Source organism: Pseudomonas sp. Z1-29, assembly GCF_051131995.1.
In the GTDB taxonomy this organism is placed as follows: domain Bacteria; phylum Pseudomonadota; class Gammaproteobacteria; order Pseudomonadales; family Pseudomonadaceae; genus Aquipseudomonas.
On sequence record NZ_CP071645.1, the window covers coordinates 5,555,454 to 5,570,852 of the forward strand.

Consider the following 15,399-nt stretch of genomic DNA (forward strand, 5'->3'; position numbering starts at 1 on the left):
CGCTCGAGTGCGAAGCGCTCGCTCTTGAAAAATCAGGGGCTGCTTCGCAGCCCAGCGGGAGCAAGCTCCCTCGCCACAAAAGGCTCCTCAGCCGCCGAGACATACCGCATGCATAACCCCTGCGCCGTCATCCCGGTCTACAACCACGAAACCGCCATCGCGACGGTGGTCCAGACGTTGCTTGGCAACGGTTTGCCCTGCCTGCTGGTGGACGACGCCAGCAGCCCGGCCTGCGCGGCTGTGCTGGAGCAACTGGCCGGGCATGAGCGGGTTCACCTGGTCCGGCTGGCAGTGAACCAGGGTAAAGGCGGCGCGGTGATGACCGGCCTGCGGGAGGCTTCGCGCCTGGGCTTCAGCCACGCCTTGCAGGTCGACGCCGATGGGCAACACGACCTTGGTGACGTGCGCACCTTCATCGAGAAATCCCGCGCCCACCCGGACGCGCTGATCTGCGGCTATCCGCTGTACGACGCCAGCGTGCCGAAGGGCCGTCTGTACGCGCGCTACCTGACTCACGTGATGGTCTGGATCAACAGCCTGTCGCTGCAGATCCGCGATTCGATGTGCGGCTTCCGGGTCTATCCGCTGGCCCCCACCCTGGCACTGATCGACTCGGCGAACATCGGCAAGCGCATGGACTTCGATTCGGACATCCTGGTGCGCCTGTCCTGGCGCAACCAGCCGATGCACTGGTTGCGCACCCGCGTGCATTACCCTTTGGACGGGGTTTCGCATTTTCGCCTGTTCCACGACAACGTGCTGATTTCACGCATGCACACTCGGTTGTTCTTCGGCATGCTGGTGCGCTTGCCGGCGATTCTCTGGCGGCGGTGGCGAGCATGAGCACAGACAAACAGCACTGGGCGGACCGCCAGGAGCGCGGCAGTTTCTGGCTGATGAAACTCACCGCGTTGGCTGCGAAGGTTCTTGGCCGAAGGCTTCTCACGCCGGTGCTGTACGGCATCGTCCTGTATTTCTTCGTTTTCGGCCGCAGCGCCCGGCAAGCGGCGTGGCAGTACCAGCAACGGCTCGCCGACTGGAGCCGTCAGCCCGAGTTGCGCCCAACGCATCGGCGAGTGTTCGGACAGTTCATGGCTTTTGCCGATTCGCTGCTGGATAAACTCGACGTCTGGAACGGCAAGCTGAGCATCGACCAGATCGAAATCGTCGACCCGGCGCTGCTGCGCAATCACCTGCGCGACAGCCGCGGGCAAATGCTGGTGGGCGCGCACCTGGGCAATCTGGAAATGTGCCGGGCCCTGGCCGAACTGGGCGAGAAAGTCACCATGAACGTGCTGGTGCACACCAAGCACGCCGAGCAGTTCAATCGTTTGCTCGGCGAGGCCGGCGCCACGCACCTGCGGTTGATTCAGGTCAGCGAGCTGGACCCGCTGATCATGCTGCAACTGAGCGAACGCCTGGAGCGCGGCGAATGGTTGGCGATCGCCGGCGACCGCGTGCCGCTGCATGGCGGGCGCAGCGTGACGGTGGATTTCATGGGGCACCCGGCCGCCTTCCCGCAAGGGCCCTGGCTGCTGGCCGGCCTATTGAAATGCCCGGTCAACCTGCTGATGTGCCTCAAGCACGAGGGACGTTATCGCGTCACCCTCGAACCATTCGCCGATGCCGTGGTTTGGAAACGCAACGAGCGCGAACAGGTGATCGCCCATTGGGCCGGCCTGTACGCCGGCCGCCTGGCGCAGTATTGCCTCCAGGCGCCACAACAGTGGTTCAACTTTTACCCTTTCTGGAAGACCGATGACCAAGCCCATTCCTGAGCCGGTAACTTTCGGCGAACACGCCTTGCGCATCGAAGACGTGCTGGCCCTGGCCAACCGTCAGGCGCCGACGCAATTGCAGGCGGACCCGGCGTTCCGCCAGCGCATTGCCAAGGGTGCGCAATTCCTCGACTCATTGCTGGACAAGGAAGGCGTCATCTATGGCGTGACCACCGGCTACGGCGACTCTTGCGTGGTGGCCGTGCCATTGCACCATGTCGAAGCCTTGCCGCGGCACTTGTACACCTTCCACGGCTGCGGGCTGGGCAAGCTCCTCGATGCCCAGGCTACCCGCGCCGTGCTGGCCGCGCGGTTGCAGTCGCTGTGCCACGGCGTGTCAGGCGTGCGAGTGGAGCTGCTGGAACGGCTCCAGGCCTTCCTCGAACACGACATCCTGCCGTTGATTCCGGAAGAAGGCTCGGTGGGCGCCAGTGGCGACCTGACGCCGCTGTCCTACGTCGCCGCCACGCTGTCTGGTGAACGGGAGGTCATGTTCCGTGGCGAGCGCCGGCTGGCCGCCGACGTGCACCGCGAACTGGGCTGGACGCCGCTGGTGCTGCGACCCAAGGAAGCCCTGGCGCTGATGAACGGCACCGCAGTGATGACCGGCCTGGCCTGCCTGGCCTTCGCCCGCGCCGATTACCTGTTGCAACTGGCGACCCGGATCACCGCGCTGAATGTCGTCGCCCTGCAAGGCAACCCGGAGCACTTCGACGAGCGCCTGTTCGCCGCCAAGCCACACCCGGGCCAGATGCAGGTCGCCGCGTGGCTGCGCAAGGACCTGGCCATCGACGCGCCGACCGCGCCGCTGCATCGCCTGCAGGATCGCTACTCCCTGCGCTGCGCCCCTCACGTACTAGGGGTGTTGGCGGACAGCCTGGGCTGGCTGCGTTCGTTCATCGAAACCGAGCTCAACAGCGCCAACGACAACCCGATCATCGACGCCGAAGCCGAGCGTGTGCTGCATGGCGGGCATTTCTACGGCGGGCACATCGCCTTTGCCATGGACAGTCTGAAAAACCTGGTGGCCAACGTCGCCGACCTGCTCGACCGCCAGCTCGCACTGTTGGTGGACGAGCGCTACAACCATGGCCTGCCGAGCAACCTGTCCGGCGCCAGCGCCGAGCGGGCGATGCTCAACCATGGCTTCAAGGCCGTGCAGATCGGCACCAGCGCCTGGACCGCCGAAGCCTTGAAGAACACCATGCCTGCCAGCGTGTTCTCGCGCTCCACCGAATGCCACAACCAGGACAAGGTCAGCATGGGCACCATCGCCGCCCGGGACGCGATCCGTGTGCTGGAGCTGACCGAACAGGTGGCCGCCGCGACCTTGCTGGCGGCCAACCAAGGCGTGTGGCTGCGCAGCCGTGTCGACGACGCGCGACCATTGCCGCCAGCGCTGGCCGCCATGCACCGGCAACTGTCCGAAGACTTCCCGCCGGTGATCGAAGATCGCGCCCTGGAAGGCGAATTGCGCCTGTGCCTGCAACGCATCGCCGAGCAACACTGGAGGCTGCATGCGTAGCCAGGGCGCTCTGCACGTTGACACCCGGATCGTGGTGCCGTTTTTCGACGTCGACTCCATGAACGTGGTCTGGCACGGCCACTACGTCAAATATCTCGAAGTGGCCCGCTGCGCCTTGCTCGACCTGATCGGCCACAACTACAACGACATGCTCGAATCCGGCCATGCCTGGCCGATCATTGACTTGCAGTTACGCTATGTGCGCAGCGCCGTGTTCGGCCAGGCCCTGACCGTGCGCGCCAGCCTGGTGGAGTGGGAAAACCGGCTGAAGATCAATTACCTGATCAGCGACGCCGCCACCGGCGAACGCCTGACCCGGGCGAGTTCGGTGCAGGTGGCCGTGGACATGGCCAGCCGTGAAATGCTGCTGGCCTCGCCTCGGGTATTTGTCGAAGCCGTCGAGAGGAAACTGTCATGAAACGCCTGTTCATCTGGCTGCTGCTGTGTGGCTTGGCGCCGCTGGCCCAGGCGTTCGACCTGCAGCAATTGAGCGAGCAACTGGCCCGCCCGGAGGTGATCCACGGCCAGTTCATCCAGGAAAAACATCTGCGCGCCCTGCCCCAGCCGCTGATCAGCAAGGGCCGTTTCGTGCTGGCGAAAAACCACGGCCTGCTGTGGCTGCTGCAAACGCCGCTGCAACAGGACTACCGCATCACGGCCAAAGGTATCGCCCGGCGCGATGGCAACGCCTGGCAGATGCTGCCGAACAAGAGCGCCGGCGCCGAGCAGAACCGCCTGTTCCTGGCGGTATTGCAGGGCGACAGCAGCGGCTTGCAGCGGGATTTCGAGCTGAGCCTGTCGGGCCAGCCACAACAGTGGAAACTCACCCTGACTCCACGCTCGGTATTGCTCAAACAAGTCTTCAAGCAGATCAATATCGACGGCGGCGAACTGGTCCAGCGCATCGAACTGCTGGAAACCCAGGGTGACAGCACCGTACTGCGGATGCAGGACGCTACCGGCGCGCAACCGTTGAGCGAAGCGGAGCAACATGACTTTGCCGAGTGAACGCAGGCTGCCGCGGCTGTTCCTGGTCCTGCTGCTGGCGGTGCTCGCACTCGCCGGTTGGCAATGGCGCAACGGTGCGCCGCTGTCGGCCAATCTCATGGAACTGGTTCCGGGCACGTCCCCGGACGCCTTGGAACTTGTCGCTGAACAGCGCATGCAGGAACCGCTCAATCGCGAGGTTCTGGTGCTGGTCGGCCACGCCGATCGCCAGCAGGCCATCGCCCTGGCGCAAGCCCTCGGCGAGCAATGGCAGGCCAGCGGGCTGTTCGACAAGGTCCAATGGACGCTCCAGGCCGACTTGCCGGCGCTTCGTTCGCAGTTGCTGGATGGCCGCTTGGCGATGCTCTCGGCCGTCGACCGGCAACAGTTGATCGAGCAGCCCCAGGCGTTTATCCAGCAGCGGGTACAGGCCCTGTTCGACCCGTTCAGCGGCTTCAGCCTGGTGCCCAGCCAGGACGACTGGCTCGGCCTGACCGGGCGCATCCAGAACAGCCAGCCACAACGCGGCGCCATACAACTGGACGTGGGCAGCGGCGCGCTGGTCGCCGAAGCCGACGGCAAGCATTGGGTAATGCTGCGGGCGCGTACCCAGGGTAACGCCTTTGACATGCACCTGCCGCTGCAAGTCGCCGATCTGCTGCAACGCAGCCGTGATCAAGCCAGCCAGGCCCAGGGCCAATTGTTGGCGGCCAGCGGCCTGTTGTATGCCGCCAGTGGCCAGCGACAGGCTTCGCGCGAGATCACCTGGGTCGGCGGCGGCGCGACGGTCGGCATCCTGGTACTGCTGTTGCTGGCGTTCCGACGCTTTGCCGTGTGGCTGGCGTTCGTGCCGGTGCTGGTCGGCATATTGTTCGGCGCGGTGGCGTGCGTGGCGCTGTTCGGGCGCATGCATGTGATGACCCTGGTCCTGGGTTCGAGCCTGATCGGCGTGGCGGTGGATTACCCGCTGCACTACCTGTCCAAAAGCTGGAGCCTCAAGCCGTGGCGCAGCTGGCCGGCCCTGCGCCTGACCCTGCCGGGCCTGAGCCTGAGCCTGGCAACCACTTGCATCGGCTATCTGGCGCTGGCCTGGACGCCCTTCCCGGCCCTGACCCAGATTGCTATCTTCTCTGCCGCCGGCCTGGTCGGTGCCTATCTGTCGGCGGTCTGCCTGTTGCCGGCCCTGCTCAAGCACGCCGACCTGCGCCCAGCGCAATGGCCGCTACGCCTCTGCCATAACCTGCTCAGGTGCCGCGAAATGCTGCTGGCGCGGGTGCGCACGCCGATTCTGCTGGCCTTGTTGCTGGCCTTCTGTGGTGGCGGACTCTGGCAACTGACCAGCAAGAACGACATCCGCCAGTGGATCGGCACGCCCCAGCACCTGACCGACGAAGCCCGCGATGTCGCGCGCATCACCGGTTTCCAGCCGACCAGCCAGTTCTTCCTGATCCGTGCCGATGATCAAGCGCAGTTGCTCGAACGCCAGACCGCCCTCAACGAGCGGCTCGACCAGTTGATCGGCCTGGAAAAACTCCAGGGCTACCTGTCCCTCAATCAACTGGTGAGCCCACCCGCCGAACAGGAAAAACTCCGCGCGGCCCTGGCGCGGTTGCCGGCGTTCTGGCAACCGCTGCTGGACCTGGGCGTGCCGCTCGCCGCGCTGCAAGCGGAGTTGAAGCAGTTGCAGGCCTTGCCAACCGCCGACATCGATGCCGCACTGAGCGGGCCGCTGGCCGAACCCTACCGCATGCTCTGGCTCGGCCCGACAGGCCAAGGCGTGGCGGCGGTGGTCAGCCTGCAAGGCTTGAACGATGCCGCGTTGCTTCGCGTGCAGGCGGTGGATCTGCCCGGCGTGCAATTAGTGGATCGCCTCGGCGACCTCAACCGCGTCTTCGCCGCCACGCAGGTCAGCGCCGCCGAACTCAAGCTGGCGTCCTGCGTGCTGATCGTGCTGGTGCTGATCTGGCCGTTCGGCGTCGGCGGGGCCCTACGCGTCGTCGCCCTGCCGCTCCTGGCCGCGCTGTGCAGCCTGGCGAGCCTCGGTTGGCTGGGGCAGCCGTTGACGCTGTTCAGTCTGTTCGGCCTGTTGCTGGTGACGGCCATCGGGGTCGACTACGCCATCCTCATGCGTGAACAGATCGGCGGGGCCGCCGTGAGCCTGCTGGGCACGCTGCTGGCGGCGACCACCACCTGGCTGTCGTTCGGCCTGCTGGCATTGTCCAGCACGCCGGCCGTGAGCAACTTCGGTCTCGCGGTGAGCCTGGGGCTGGCGTTCAGCTTCTTGCTGGCGCCGTGGGCCGGGCAGCAGGCCCATGCGAATGCCGCTACGGAGCCGGTGCAATGATGACCCTGCTGTTCTGGTTGATGGCCCTGGCGCTGTGTGCCGTGGCGACGATTGTCGGGCGGCGCTGCGGGCTGATCCCGATTGTCAGCCAGTTGCTGCTGGCGACGTTCGGCCTGCCCTTGCTGATGTATTTCTGGATCGAACCGGGCTGGCACCTCAGCGGTGCGCAACTGGTCTCGCCGGTGTGGTTGAAGAACCTCTACAGCCTGGCGTTCGCCCTCTTGTTGGGGCATATCCTCAGCGATGTGATCGACCTGCGCCTCGACCGCCAGAGCGTGAAGATCGCCCTGCCGAGCTTTGGCGTGCCGTTTGCCTGCGGCCTGGCGACCGCGTTCTGGCTGCTGCCGCCGCAACCGTGGATCAGCTCGCTGGCGGTGGGGCTGCTGTTCGCGATCACGGCGATACCCGTGCTGTATCTGTATCTGCGCCACATCGGCTACCCGCCCGACGCGACCCGCCGCCTGGTGCAGACCGCGATCCTGATCGACCTGATCTGCTGGAGCCTGTTCGCCCTCGCCCAGGGCAGCCTGCACCTGGCCAGCCTGCTGCTGCCGCTGGCCGCCGCCGGCGTGCCGTTGCTGCTGCGACTGGCGGGCCTGCGCCAACCCTTGCTGCACAGTGGCCTGTTCTTTGTCCTGCTGGTGGTGGCCGAGCATTACCGGCTCAACGCGCTGATCACCGGTATCGGCTATCTGCTGTGCATGGCGGCGCTCAAAGTGCCGCTGGTATTGCCGCTCGGCGCGGAGTGGATGCACAGGTTGCAGACCTACCTGGCCATCCCCTTGATCCTGACGTTCGGCATTGTGCAGATCAATGTGCACAGCGCCCTGGCCAGCCTCGGCTGGGTCCAGCTGGCGGCGTTGCTGCTGTTGCCGATTGCCAGCAAACTGCTGGGCAACTGGCTGGGGCTGGGTTGGGCCGGAGCCTCGTTCGTCGGTGCCAGCCGCTTTCGGGAAAGCATCCTGCTGAATATTCGCGGCTTGAGTGAAATCGTCTTTCTCAATCTGCTGCTGCAACAGCAACTCATCAGCCCGGCGCTGTACTTCGCGCTGATGCTGATGGGGTTGTTCGCCACATTGCTGCCGGCCCTGGCCGGCTTTCACCGTATTCCCTCGATTGCCGTCCCGGCGAGGAGACCCAGTGCCAACAGTTGAAATGGAACGTCGACAGGTCGTCATCATCGGCGCAGGCCCTTCCGGCGCCATCGCCGCCGCACTGCTCAAGCGCAAGGGCCACGATGTGCTGGTCATCGAGCGCCAGCATTTCCCACGGTTCTCCATTGGCGAAAGCCTGCTGTCCCATTGCCTGGATTTCGTCGAGGAAGCCGGCATGCTCGAGGCGGTCAACGCCGCCGGGTTCCAGCGCAAGAATGGCGCGGCATTCGCCTGGGGCGAGCGCTACAGCGCCTTCGATTTCGGCGACACCTTCAGCGAAGGCAAGCCCACCACATTCCAGGTCCAGCGCGCCGACTTCGACAAGTTGCTGGCCGATCAGGCGGCGCTGCAAGGCGTTGAAATCCGCTACGGCCAGGCCATCGCCAGCGCCGATTTCAGCCTGGTCAAACCGCAACTGGGCGTGCAGCGCGAAGACGGCAGCGAGTACCGCGTCGAGGCAGACTTCGTCCTTGACGCCAGCGGCTACGGCCGGGTCCTGCCGCGCCTGCTGGACCTTGAGGCGCCGTCGAACTTCCCGCCGCGCCAGGCGGTGTTCACCCACATCGAAGACCGCATCGACAGCCCGGCATTCGATCGGGAAAAAATCCTCATCACCACGCATCCGACCCAGCGTGACGTGTGGTTCTGGACCATTCCGTTCAGCGGCGGTCGTTGCTCGGTCGGCGTGGTCGCTGCGGCGGAGCATTTCGAAGGCCGCACCGACGACCTCGATGCCTGCCTGCGCGGCTTCATCAACGAAACCCCAAGCCTGGCCAGCGTACTGGGCAATGCCGTGTGGGACACGCCGGCACGGACCATCGGCGGCTACTCGGCCAACGTCAAGACCCTGCACGGCCCTGGCTTCGCCCTGCTGGGCAACGCCGCGGAATTCCTCGACCCGGTGTTTTCTTCCGGCGTGACCATCGCCATGCGCTCGGCAAGCATGGCCGCCGGCGTGCTGCACCGTCAGCTGCAAGGTGAACAGGTGGATTGGCAGAGCGAGTTCGCCGAACCGCTCAAGCGCGGCGTCGATACCTTCCGCTGCTACGTCGAGGGCTGGTACGCCGGTACTTTCCAGGATGTGATTTTCTACAGCGAAGGCTCCGCCGACATTCGCCGGATGATCAGCGCGATCCTCGCCGGCTATGCCTGGGACCAGCGCAACCCGTTCGTCAGCGAACCCAAGCGGCGCTTGCGCATGCTTTCGGAAATCTGCGCGAGCCCGACGCCATGAGCAAGCGACCATGAGCTACCTGAGCGACAACTACGTCGAAGAAACCCGCTTCGGTTTCTGGTTCCTGCGCAGCCACACCTGGCAGCACCATGTGCTGCGCGTGGCCATCGACGATCTGCGCAGCCTGTTCAGCTCCTCGCCGCCGGCCAATCCGGTGCTGCTGGATGCCGGTTGCGGCCAGGGCAAATCGTTCCGGTATCTGCGCCAGGTGTTCGCGCCGCAACGCCTGATTGGCGTCGACGCCGACCCTCATAGCCTGAACCTCAGCGCCGAGGAAGCGGCTCGCCAGGGCATGGCCGTGGAGCTGATCGGCAGCGACTGCGCGACATTGGCGGTGCCCGATGCCAGCGTCGATTTGCTGTTCTGCCACCAGACCTTCCATCACCTGGTGGAACAGGAAAAAGCCCTCGCCGAGTTCTATCGCGTGCTCAAGCCCGGCGGCTACCTGCTGTTTGCCGAATCCACCAAGGCCTACATCGACACCTGGGTGATCCGCTGGCTGTTCCGCCACCCGATGCAGGTGCAGAAAAGCGCCGCGCAATACCTGGCGATGATCGCTAATCAAGGGTTCCGCTTCGAAGACTGCAACGTCTCCTATCCGTACCTGTGGTGGAGCCGCGCCAGGGACTTCGGCCTGCTGGAACGCTGGGGCCTGCGCCGGCCCAGGCCGTTTGGCGAGCGCGAGGAAACCCTGGTCAATGTGGTGGCCCGCAAGCCGCTCGAAGGGGTCGCCGGATGATCCGTGGTCTGCTTGCAGGTTTACTCTTGCTGCTCAGCGCCTGCGCCAGCCAGGCACCACTGCCTGAGCGCATGCCGACCCTGGCGCTGCCGCTGCAATTGCACGTCGAACGGCAACTGGACGGCCAGCGCCAGGATTGGCTGCTGGTGATTCAGCGCGAAAGCGCCGGCATCCGCTGGTCGATGATGGATCCGCTGGGCATTCCCGTCGCTCGCCAGCGCCTGGTCGGCAGTCAATGGCAAGCCGACGGCCTGCTGCCGCCCAATGCCGAAGCCCGGGAATTGTTCGCCGCCCTGCTGTTTGCGCTGACCCCCGAGGCGGAACTGGCTGGCCGTTACCCGGCCGCCCGGCAGCAGGACGCTCGACGAACGCTCGATACCCGCTGGCAGGTGCGCTACACACAACCGCTGGACTTTCAATTGAGCCTGCCGCAGGGGCCGCATTACCGCATTACACCGTTGAGCGAGAGCGCACGATGACCGCTTATTTGAACGCCTTGGGCGTGATTTGCGCCCTGGGTCGAGGCAAACAAAACGTTGCCCGCAACCTGTTTGCCGGCGACTGCTCAGGCGTGCGCGTCGAAGCCGGCTGGGTAGCCGAACGGGCATTGCCGGTGGCTTGCGTAACCGGAGAGCTCGCCGCTATCCCTGAATCCATGGCGGCGCAACGCAGCCGCAACAATCAGCTGCTGCTCGAAGCAGGGTTGCAGATTCGTCCCGAGATCGATCAGGCCATCCAGGCTTACGGTCGTGCGCGCATCGGCATCGTGCTGGGGACCAGCACTTCGGGCATCGACGAGGCCAGCCAGGGCATTGCCCACTATCTGCGCGAGCAGCGATTCCCCGAAGGTTACGACTACCAGCAGCAGGAACTCAGCGCGCCCGCCAACTTTCTCTCCGACTGGCTTGGCCTGAGCGGCCCGTCCTACGTGATTTCGACCGCTTGCACCTCCAGCGCTCGGGCCCTGATGAGCGCTCGCCGCCTGCTCGACCTGGGGATGTGCGACGCGGTGCTTTGCGGTGGCGTGGACAGCTTGTGCAAGCTGACCCTCAATGGCTTTTCAGCGCTGGAAGCGGTCTCGGGCGAGCGCTGCAACCCGTTCTCGGTGAACCGCAGCGGCATCAACATCGGCGAAGCGGCGGTGCTGTTTCTCATGAGCAGGACCCCGTCGGCTGGGCACTCGATTGCCCTGCTCGGCGACGGCGCCAGTTCCGACGCGCACCACATCTCTGCGCCGGAACCCAGCGGCCGGGGTGCCCGCCAGGCGATGGAAAAAGCCTTGCGCTGCGCCGGCCTGGACGCCAGCCAGATCGACTACCTGAACCTGCATGGCACCGCCACGCAACATAACGACGCCATGGAAAGCCACGCGGTGGCCGGCCTGTTCCCGGCCGGCGTGCCCTGCTCGTCGACCAAGCCGCTGACCGGCCACACCCTCGGCGCGGCGGGTGCATTGGAGGCTGCATTCTGCTGGTTGGCCCTGTCCGGTGAAAATACCGCACAGGCCCTGCCGCCGCACGTCTGGGACGGCCAGGCCGACCCCGAGTTGCCGGCATTGGACTGGGTAACGTCCGACACCCGCTTGCACCCGAACCTGCCCCGTCGCCTGATGAGCAACTCGTTTGCTTTCGGCGGCAACAACGTCAGCCTGATTATCGGAGACGCGCAATGAATGACTGGCCGCTCGCCGAACTGCTGCCCCACGCCGGCGACATGATTCTCATCGACCGGATCCTGTCCTTTGATGACGAGCAGATCCACACCCTCGCCACCGTCAGGCCCGGCGGTCTGTTCAACCGCGACGACGGCGCGCTGCCGGCCTGGGTCGGCATCGAGCTGATGGCCCAGAGCGTCGCGGCGTTTGCCGGTTGCCACGCACGCCAACGCGGCGATGCCGTGGAGCTGGGCTTTTTGCTCGGAACCCGCAAGTTCGAATGCAACGTCGAATATTTCCCCCTCGGCACCGAGCTGACCTTGCACGGCATCCGATCGCTGGAAGACGACAACGGCATGGGTGTGTTCGAATGCCACATCCGCGCGCCGGGCATCCATGCCAGCGCACGGTTGAACGTGTTCCGCCCGCCCCACGCCGCGCAGTACCTCAATGAACCGTCCGCAACAGGAAACCAGCCATGACTGAATCCGTACTGGTCACCGGCTCCAGCCGTGGCATCGGCCGCGCCATCGCCCTGCGCCTGGCCCAGGCCGGCCACGACATCGTCTTGCACTGCCGCAGCGGTCGCGCCGAGGCCGAAGCCGTCCAGGCGCAAATCCAGGCCTTGGGCCGCAATGCCCGGGTGCTGCAATTCGACGTCTCCGACCGCGCCGCCTGCAAGACCATCCTTGAGGCCGACGTGGAAACCCACGGCGCCTATTACGGCGTGGTGCTCAACGCCGGCCTGACCCGCGACGGCGCGTTCCCCGCCCTGAGCGAGGACGATTGGGACAGTGTGATGCGCACCAACCTCGACGGTTTCTACAACGTGCTCCACCCGGTGATGATGCCGATGATTCGCCGTCGCGCCGCCGGACGAATCGTTTGCATCACGTCGGTGTCCGGCCTGATCGGCAACCGTGGCCAGGTCAACTACAGCGCCTCGAAGGCGGGCCTGATCGGCGCGGCCAAGGCGTTGGCAATCGAGCTGGGCAAGCGCAAGATCACCGTCAACTGCGTCGCGCCGGGGTTGATCGACACCGCCATGCTCGATGAAAACGTCCCCGTGGAAGAACTGATGAAAATGATTCCCGCCCAGCGCATGGGTACGCCTGAAGAAGTGGCCAGCGCGGTGAATTTCCTGATGTCCGCCGAAGCCGGCTACATCACCCGGCAAGTCCTGGCCGTCAATGGAGGCCTGTGCTGATGAAGCGCGTCGTCGTCACCGGCATGGCCGGCATCACCTCCCTGGGCAGCGATTGGGAGACTATCGCGGCCCACTTCGCCGCCAACCGCAGCGGCATCCGGCGCATGCACGAGTGGGACCGCTTCAGCGAATTGAACACCCGCCTGGCCGGGCCCGTGGACGACTTTCAGGTCCCGGCCCACTGGACCCGCAAGCAACTGCGCAGCATGGGCCGGGTTTCCCGCCTGGCGGTGGGCTCGGCGGAACAAGCCCTGGCCGACGCCGGACTGTTGGACGACCCGTCGATCAAGGATGGACGCATGGGTGTGTCGTGCGGCTCCTCCACGGGAAGCACCGATGAGATCAAGGCCTTCGGCAACATGCTGCTCAACAGCGTCGCCGAAGGTTTGAACGCCAACTCCTACGTGCGGATGATGCCGCACACCACGGCGGCCAATATCAGCATCTTCTTCGGGCTGACCGGGCGCCTGATTCCCACTTCCAGCGCCTGCACCAGCGGCAGCCATGGCATCGGCTATGCCTACGAGGCGATCAAGTTCGGCCGCCTGCCGTTGATGCTCGCCGGCGGCGCCGAGGAACTGTGCCCGACCGAAGCAATGGTCTTCGATGCGCTCTACGCCACCAGCCTGAAAAACGATGCCCCACAAACCAGCCCGCGACCCTACGACAAGGGCCGCGATGGCCTGGTGATCGGCGAGGGCGCCGGCATGCTGGTCCTCGAAGAACTTGAACACGCGCTGGCCCGTGGCGCGCGGATCCACGCCGAGATCGTCGGCTTCGGCAGCAATGCCGACGGCCAACACGCCACCCGCCCCGAATTGAGCACCATGCGCCGCGCCATGGAACTGGCCCTGGAAGACGCTGGCCTGGAGCCGTCCGCCATTGGCTACGTCAACGGCCACGGCACCGCCACCGAGCAGGGCGACATTGCCGAAACCCTGGCCACCAGCAGCCTGTTTGGCGAACACATGCCCATCAGTTCGCAGAAAAGCTTCCTCGGCCACACCCTGGGCGCCTGCGGTGCCCTGGAATCCTGGTTCAGCATCGAAATGCTGAACCGTGACCGCTACGTGCACACCTTCAACCTCGACGAAGTCGACCCCGAATGCGGCCGTCTCGATTACCTGCGCAACGAGTTTCGCAGCATGAGCAACGAGTACGTGATGAACAACAACTTCGCCTTCGGCGGGGTCAACACCTCGCTGATTTTTCGGCGCTGGCGTTGAAGCAGTCGCAGGGACTGGAAAGAAAAAGGGCACCCTTGGGTGCCCTCTAAACAGTCCGGCTCAAAGACAGTCGGGCTACTCGGCTTGGATCAGCTTGCTTTCAGACACCCCGGCGCGACCGGTTTTGTCATCAACAACCTGCAGGTTGTTACGAGCCTTGATGAAACCCACTTTCACTTCCTGCCAGACGAAATAATTCTTGCCTGGTTCGGTGCTGAGCTTGAGCTCTGAGTCATTTTCCGCAGACGAAACCAGGGTCTGTTGACCAGCCGGCACCGACAGCATCAAGTACGACTTGGCAACAGTCTGCCCGACAGCCTTGCCGTTGAGCGTTACGGGCATTTTTACCCCGGCGCCCATGCTCTCGTTGCGATAAACGTAGATGTTCGCTTTGTCAGGGGAAGTCTGAAAGGTTTTCGCCCGCGCGTCTTGGGAATCATCCGCCATTTTTACCGAAGCACACCCTGTGGTCAGCGTGGCAACTGCCAGCAAGGCGGTAAAGGTCAACTGCTTGAACATCCTGTTTCTCCATGGTGGGTTGGTCGAACATGAGCGTATCGGCTGACCTGCAGGAAAACTCAAGCGAAAAGCGCGTTCCGGAGATAAATCATAGCCTCTGCGCCACCGCGGTTCCGCGCGCAGAAGTCAACTCAAGGGATTGCTTGTCAACAGCGCCACAAACGCCTTCGCCATCGGCGAACGCTGGTCCTTGCGCTGGACCAGCCACACCGCCGAGACCGCCGCCGGGTCGAGCAATGACCGGTAGACCACGCCGTCGATACGCATGCGCTGGTATGACGCCGGCAAGACCGAGACGCCCAGCCCCGCCGCCACCAGGCCGATGATGGTCATGGCTTCGCCCGCTTCCTGGGCGAAGTGCGGGCTGAAACCGGCGTCGCGGGCCAGCGTCAACAATTGGGCGTAGAGACCGCTGCCGTAGCTGCGGGGGAAAAACACGAACGGTTCCTCGGCCAGCGAAGCGAGAAACAGGCCTTCGTCACTGCCCTGGGCTAACGGGTGCTTGGAGCTGAGCACAGCCACCAAGGGTTCGCGGCTGAGTTCGATTTCGCTCAAGGCGTCGGGAAGCGGCAGCGGACGCATGATGCCCACGTCGATGGCCTCGTCGAGCAACGCATCGGCCACTTGGGTGCTGCTCATTTCCCGAAGGTTCAGGTGGACTGCGGGAAAGCGCTGGCGAAAGGTGAAAATCGCCTGGGGAATGGTGGAATTGAAGGGGGCTGAGGAGGTGAAGCCGATTTTCAGCTCGCCCAATTCCCCCAACTGGGCGCGGCGGGCTACGTCGGCAGCCTTGTCGACCTGGGCCAGGACCCGGCGCGCCTCTTCGAGAAACAGCCGTCCGGCCTCGCTCAGTTCGACGCGACGGTTGGTGCGCTCGAACAGGCGTGCACCAATCTCTTGCTCCAGCGCCTGGATCTGTTGGCTCAGTGGCGGCTGGGAGATCCCAAGCACCAAGGCGGCGCGGCCGAAGTGCAGCTCTTCGGCGACCGCGATGAAGTAACGCAAGTGACGCAGTTCCATGTGTACTTCCCA

At 64.7% G+C, this 15,399-nt stretch carries 16 protein-coding genes; 14 read left to right on the forward strand and 2 right to left on the reverse strand.

Annotated elements, in window-relative coordinates:
• The first annotated feature begins 108 nt into the window (after positions 1–108).
• From J3P84_RS25265 to J3P84_RS25330, 14 genes are read left to right on the forward strand one after another with little or no spacing between them, the layout of a single operon-like run.
• A complete protein-coding gene (locus J3P84_RS25265; protein WP_434626433.1) occupies positions 109–843 on the forward strand; it encodes a glycosyltransferase family 2 protein in 735 nt (244 codons plus the stop codon).
• Positions 840–1,778, forward strand: coding sequence for a glycosyl transferase (locus tag J3P84_RS25270; RefSeq protein WP_434626434.1), 939 nt, complete (start codon positions 840–842; stop codon positions 1,776–1,778). Before J3P84_RS25265 ends, J3P84_RS25270 begins: the two co-directional genes overlap by 4 nt.
• Positions 1,759–3,303 (forward strand): HAL/PAL/TAL family ammonia-lyase, encoded by a 1,545-nt coding sequence (locus tag J3P84_RS25275; RefSeq protein WP_434626436.1) that lies wholly within the window; start codon positions 1,759–1,761, stop codon positions 3,301–3,303. Before J3P84_RS25270 ends, J3P84_RS25275 begins: the two co-directional genes overlap by 20 nt.
• Positions 3,296–3,721: an acyl-CoA thioesterase gene (locus J3P84_RS25280; protein ID WP_434626437.1), complete on the forward strand. Its 426-nt coding sequence runs from the start codon at positions 3,296–3,298 to the stop codon at positions 3,719–3,721. Before J3P84_RS25275 ends, J3P84_RS25280 begins: the two co-directional genes overlap by 8 nt.
• Positions 3,718–4,311 (forward strand): outer membrane lipoprotein carrier protein LolA, encoded by a 594-nt coding sequence (locus J3P84_RS25285; RefSeq protein WP_434626438.1) that lies wholly within the window; start codon positions 3,718–3,720, stop codon positions 4,309–4,311. Before J3P84_RS25280 ends, J3P84_RS25285 begins: the two co-directional genes overlap by 4 nt.
• Positions 4,295–6,634, forward strand: coding sequence for an MMPL family transporter (locus J3P84_RS25290; protein ID WP_434626439.1), 2,340 nt, complete (start codon positions 4,295–4,297; stop codon positions 6,632–6,634). Before J3P84_RS25285 ends, J3P84_RS25290 begins: the two co-directional genes overlap by 17 nt.
• The gene (locus tag J3P84_RS25295; RefSeq protein ID WP_434626440.1) at positions 6,631–7,788 is read left to right on the forward strand and encodes a sodium:proton antiporter; all 1,158 of its coding nucleotides are present in this window, start codon (positions 6,631–6,633) and stop codon (positions 7,786–7,788) included. The genes J3P84_RS25290 and J3P84_RS25295 overlap by 4 nt, the downstream gene beginning before the upstream one ends.
• Positions 7,775–9,022: an NAD(P)/FAD-dependent oxidoreductase gene (locus J3P84_RS25300; RefSeq protein WP_434626441.1), complete on the forward strand. Its 1,248-nt coding sequence runs from the start codon at positions 7,775–7,777 to the stop codon at positions 9,020–9,022. The genes J3P84_RS25295 and J3P84_RS25300 overlap by 14 nt, the downstream gene beginning before the upstream one ends.
• A gap of 10 nt (positions 9,023–9,032) precedes the next feature.
• Positions 9,033–9,761 (forward strand): class I SAM-dependent methyltransferase, encoded by a 729-nt coding sequence (locus J3P84_RS25305; protein ID WP_434626443.1) that lies wholly within the window; start codon positions 9,033–9,035, stop codon positions 9,759–9,761.
• On the forward strand, positions 9,758–10,240 hold the full coding sequence (locus J3P84_RS25310; RefSeq protein WP_434626444.1) for a DUF3261 domain-containing protein: 483 nt from the start codon (positions 9,758–9,760) through the stop codon (positions 10,238–10,240). The genes J3P84_RS25305 and J3P84_RS25310 overlap by 4 nt, the downstream gene beginning before the upstream one ends.
• Positions 10,237–11,433, forward strand: a complete 1,197-nt coding sequence (locus J3P84_RS25315; RefSeq protein WP_434626445.1) for a beta-ketoacyl-[acyl-carrier-protein] synthase family protein — start codon at positions 10,237–10,239, stop codon at positions 11,431–11,433. Before J3P84_RS25310 ends, J3P84_RS25315 begins: the two co-directional genes overlap by 4 nt.
• The gene (locus tag J3P84_RS25320; protein WP_434626446.1) at positions 11,430–11,897 is read left to right on the forward strand and encodes a hotdog family protein; all 468 of its coding nucleotides are present in this window, start codon (positions 11,430–11,432) and stop codon (positions 11,895–11,897) included. The genes J3P84_RS25315 and J3P84_RS25320 overlap by 4 nt, the downstream gene beginning before the upstream one ends.
• Complete coding sequence (fabG, locus tag J3P84_RS25325; RefSeq protein ID WP_434626447.1) at positions 11,894–12,622, forward strand: 3-oxoacyl-ACP reductase FabG; 729 nt, start codon at positions 11,894–11,896, stop codon at positions 12,620–12,622. Before J3P84_RS25320 ends, fabG begins: the two co-directional genes overlap by 4 nt.
• Positions 12,622–13,848, forward strand: a complete 1,227-nt coding sequence (locus J3P84_RS25330) for a beta-ketoacyl-ACP synthase (RefSeq protein ID WP_434626449.1) — start codon at positions 12,622–12,624, stop codon at positions 13,846–13,848. Before fabG ends, J3P84_RS25330 begins: the two co-directional genes overlap by 1 nt.
• A 75-nt stretch (positions 13,849–13,923) precedes the next feature.
• Here J3P84_RS25330 and J3P84_RS25335 read toward each other — a convergent pair whose 3' ends face one another.
• Together J3P84_RS25335 and J3P84_RS25340 are read right to left on the reverse strand one after the other, a co-directional pair.
• Positions 13,924–14,367 carry a DUF2846 domain-containing protein gene (locus J3P84_RS25335; protein ID WP_434626450.1) on the reverse strand — a complete coding sequence of 148 codons (444 nt, stop codon included), beginning with the start codon at positions 14,365–14,367 and terminating at the stop codon, positions 13,924–13,926.
• A 126-nt stretch (positions 14,368–14,493) separates the two neighbouring features.
• On the reverse strand, positions 14,494–15,387 hold the full coding sequence (locus J3P84_RS25340) for a LysR substrate-binding domain-containing protein (protein ID WP_434626452.1): 894 nt from the start codon (positions 15,385–15,387) through the stop codon (positions 14,494–14,496).
• Positions 15,388–15,399 lie beyond the last annotated feature (12 nt).